This window comes from Bradyrhizobium sp. (assembly GCF_016213215.1).
In the GTDB taxonomy this organism is placed as follows: Bacteria; Pseudomonadota; Alphaproteobacteria; order Rhizobiales; family Xanthobacteraceae; genus Bradyrhizobium.
This window is the reverse complement of the sequence record NZ_JACRAW010000024.1, coordinates 1-3,888: the sequence shown is the minus strand read 5'-3', so window position 1 is coordinate 3,888 and position 3,888 is coordinate 1. Positions and strand designations below refer to the sequence as shown.

General features: G+C 64.3%; 3 protein-coding genes. All 3 read left to right on the top strand.

The window, feature by feature from the left end; translation table 11 throughout:
• On the top strand, positions 1-318 hold a 318-nt coding region (locus HY852_RS05480; RefSeq protein ID WP_291603216.1), incomplete at its 5' end, for an outer membrane beta-barrel protein.
• 289 nt (positions 319-607) lie between these two features.
• Positions 608-1,375 (top strand): outer membrane beta-barrel protein, encoded by a 768-nt coding sequence (locus HY852_RS05475; protein ID WP_291603214.1) that lies wholly within the window; start codon positions 608-610, stop codon positions 1,373-1,375.
• Between the two features lie 273 nt (positions 1,376-1,648).
• Positions 1,649-3,888, top strand: a 2,240-nt coding sequence (uvrA, locus tag HY852_RS05470; protein ID WP_291603212.1) for an excinuclease ABC subunit UvrA, incomplete at its 3' end; no start/stop codon positions are given.

The window sequence follows — 3,888 nt, the reverse complement described above, 5'->3', positions numbered from 1 at the left end:
CTCTATGTGAAGGGCGGCGGCGCCGTGGTCAGCGACGAGTACGACGTCTTCAATCCGCCGGCGGCAGGCGGTGCCCTGCTCGGCTCGGCCAGCGAAACCCGCTGGGGTGCCACGGTTGGTGTCGGCGCCGAGTTCGCCTTCGCGCACAACTGGTCGGTTGGCCTCGAGTACGACCACATCTTCCTGGGTCACCGGAACGTCGGCTTCACCTCGGTTGCCGGCGCGCCCTTTGGCAACGACAGCATCGGCCAGGACGTCGATATGGGCCTCGTGCGCCTGAACTATCGTTGGGGCGGCCCGGCCGTGGCGAGATACTGAAGAGCTGTTTGCACCTTTGATCGTTTGCTCTCCGATCGAAAAAAGGCCGGCCTCGCGCCGGCCTTTTTGTTTGAACCGCCGCCTCACTCAGGGCCGCCGTTCGACCCCCCCCCCCCCGCAACCTGTAGTTAATTACCCCCCTTTCCGCACCGCTTTTCGGCGCGCGTGTTGCTCCTCGGTTACACAACTTGCAGAAGTAACGTTGTAGACTACTAGTTGTTGGGCCAATCGCTCACTTCCTTCCGCTGTATGGAAGCGAAGAAGAAATCAGGGGACTGGGGATTTGAACATGAAGAAGATTCTGCTGGCATCGGCCGGTTTGTTTGCACTGGGCGTTTTTGCTTCCGCCAACGCCGCGGATCTGGCCCCACGTCCCTACGCCAAGGCGCCGGCGCCGATGGTGGCCGTGTATGACTGGACCGGCTTCTACATCGGCCTCAATGGTGGCTGGGGTACGAGCCGCAACTGCTGGGACCTGACCAATGTCAACGGCATTGTGGTCGCCCCGGCGGTGCGCGAGGGTTGCCACAACGCGTCCGGCGGCACGGTGGGTGGCCAACTTGGCTATCGCTGGCAGGCGGCAAACTGGGTGTTCGGTCTGGAAGCCCAGGGCAATTGGGCCGATCTCAACGGATCGAGCCTGAGCGACCCGGCGGCCTTTGGGGCCTTCGTGACGAACAGAACCAAGGTTGATGGGATAGGCTTGTTCACCGGTCAGGTCGGATACGCCTTCAACAACGTTCTCTGGTACGTGAAGGGCGGCGCGGCGGCCACGCACAGCAAGCACAGCGGCTTGATTACCGGAACCGGGATTGTATTCGACGAGGCTAGCGAAACGCGCTGGGGCGCTGCCGTTGGCACGGGTATTGAAGTCGGCTTTGCGCCCAACTGGTCGGTCGGCCTCGAGTACAACCACCTCTTCATGGGCGATCGGGACATCACCTTCCCGGCAACGGCAATAGTCAACCAGCGCATCGATACCATCAGCCAGGACGTCGACCTCGTGACGGTGCGCCTGAACTATCGCTTCGGCGGCCCGGTCGTGGCGAGATACTGAAGACTGTTTGAACCTCCGATCGTTTGCCCCTCCGATCGAAAAGGCCGGCCTCGCGCCGGCCTTTTTGCTTGCGCGCGGGGCGCGCCATCTATTGCTGCCACCTGCCGCCAGGCGGCCAACAATCGGTTGATGATTCGCACACGGCACTGGAAATCCGCGGCCGTTCTTCCTACGTTCCGGTACACCCATTCGCGTCTGTTCCCCGGGCCCGGGCGAGGCGCGCCTGAACGCGGCGCAGTGGCGCCTTGGGAATCTCCGCGGGGAATGGCCGAAATGGACGAAGTTATCCGGGCGAAGCGCCAGCAGCAGAACGCCGCCTCGAGCCTGCGCGCGATCACCATCCGCGGCGCGCGAGAGCACAACCTCAAGAACATCGACGTCGAGATTCCCCGCGACAGGCTGGTGGTGTTCACCGGGCTGTCCGGTTCCGGCAAGTCCTCCCTCGCCTTCGACACCATCTACGCCGAGGGCCAGCGCCGCTACGTCGAGTCGCTGTCGGCCTATGCCCGCCAGTTCCTGGAGATGATGCAGAAGCCAGACGTCGACCAGATCGACGGCCTGTCGCCGGCCATCTCCATCGAGCAGAAGACCACCTCGAAAAACCCGCGCTCGACCGTCGGCACCGTCACCGAGATCTACGACTACATGCGCCTGCTGTGGGCCCGCGTCGGCGTGCCCTATTCGCCGGCCACGGGCCTGCCGATCGAAAGCCAGACCGTGTCGCAGATGGTGGACCGCGTGCTGGCGCTGCCCGAGGGCACCCGCCTCTATCTGCTCGCGCCGGTCGTGCGCGGCCGCAAGGGCGAGTACAGGAAAGAGCTCGCCGAGTACCTGAAAAAAGGCTTCCAGCGCGTCAAGATCGACGGCACCTTCCACGAGCTCGCCGAAGCGCCCACCCTCGACAAGAAATTCCCGCACGACATCGACGTGGTGGTCGACCGCATCGTGGTGCGCGCCGACATCGGCCAGCGACTCGCCGAAAGCTTCGAGACCGCCTTGAAGCTCGCCGAGGGCCTCGCCGTGGTCGAATTCGCCGATGCGCCCTCTTCGTCATCACCGGGCCGCGCCGAAGGCGCGAGATCCGGTGATCCATCTTCTTCAAAAGAGACGGATGGCCGGGTCAAGCCCGGCCATGACGAGAAGAAAAAGACCGCAAAAATTCACGACAAGAGCGGGCCCGAGCGCATCCTGTTCTCGGAAAAGTTCGCCTGCCCCGTTTCCGGCTTCACCATTCCGGAGATCGAGCCGCGCCTGTTCTCGTTCAACAACCCCTACGGCGCGTGCCCGGCCTGCGGCGGCCTGGGGGTCGAGCAGCATGTCGACGAGGACCTCGTCGTTCCCGACAAGGAGCTGACGCTGCGCAAGGGCGCGATCGCGCCCTGGGCCAAGTCGTCCTCGCCCTATTACCTGCAGACGCTGACCGCGCTCGGCAAGCACTACAAGTTCACCCTCGACACCAAGTGGAAGGACCTGTCGAAGAAGACGAAAGACGCGATCCTCTACGGCTCCGGTGAGGACGACATCAAGTTCTCCTATGAAGACGGCGTGCGCTCCTACGACACCAAGAAGCCGTTCGAGGGCGTCATCACCAACATCAACCGCCGCTATCGCGAGACCGAGAGCGAGTGGGCGCGCGAGGAGCTGGCGAAGTACTTCACCGACATCCCCTGCGAGGCCTGCCACGGCTACCGGCTGAAGCCCGAGGCGCTGTGCGTCAAAGTCGGCGGCAAGCACATCGGCGAGATTTCCGAGCTCTCGGTCAAGCGTGCCGGCGAATGGTTCGAGAGCGTGCCGGGCGCGCTGAACGCCCAGCAGAACGAGATCGCCGGCCGCGTGCTCAAGGAGATCCGCGAGCGCCTCACCTTCCTGCTCGACGTCGGCCTGAATTACCTGACGCTGTCGCGCGCCTCCGGCACGCTGTCGGGCGGCGAAAGCCAGCGCATCCGCCTCGCCTCACAGATCGGCTCGGGCCTGACCGGCGTGCTCTACGTGCTGGACGAGCCCTCGATCGGCCTGCACCAGCGCGACAACGCCCGCCTGCTCGACACCCTCAAGCGCCTGCGCGACCTCGGCAACACCGTGATCGTGGTCGAGCATGACGAGGACGCCATTCGCCTCGCCGACCACGTCCTCGACATCGGCCCCGGCGCCGGCATGCACGGCGGCCACATCGTCGCGCAAGGCACGCCCGCCGACGTCATGCGCAATCCGAAGTCGCTGACGGGAAAATACCTGACCGGCGAACTGGCAGTGGACGTGCCGGAGCGCCGCCCGCCCAACCATCGCCGCACGCTGAAGGTGGTCAACGCCCGCGGCAATAACCTTAAGAACGTCACGGCGGAAATCCCGCTCGGCCTGTTCACCTGCGTGACCGGCGTTTCCGGCGGCGGCAAGTCGACGCTATTGATCGACACGCTCTACAAGGCGCTCGCCCGCAAGCTCAACAACGCCTCTGAGCCGGCCGCGCACGGCGAGATTCTCGGGCTCGAATTCTTCGACAAGGTCATCAACGT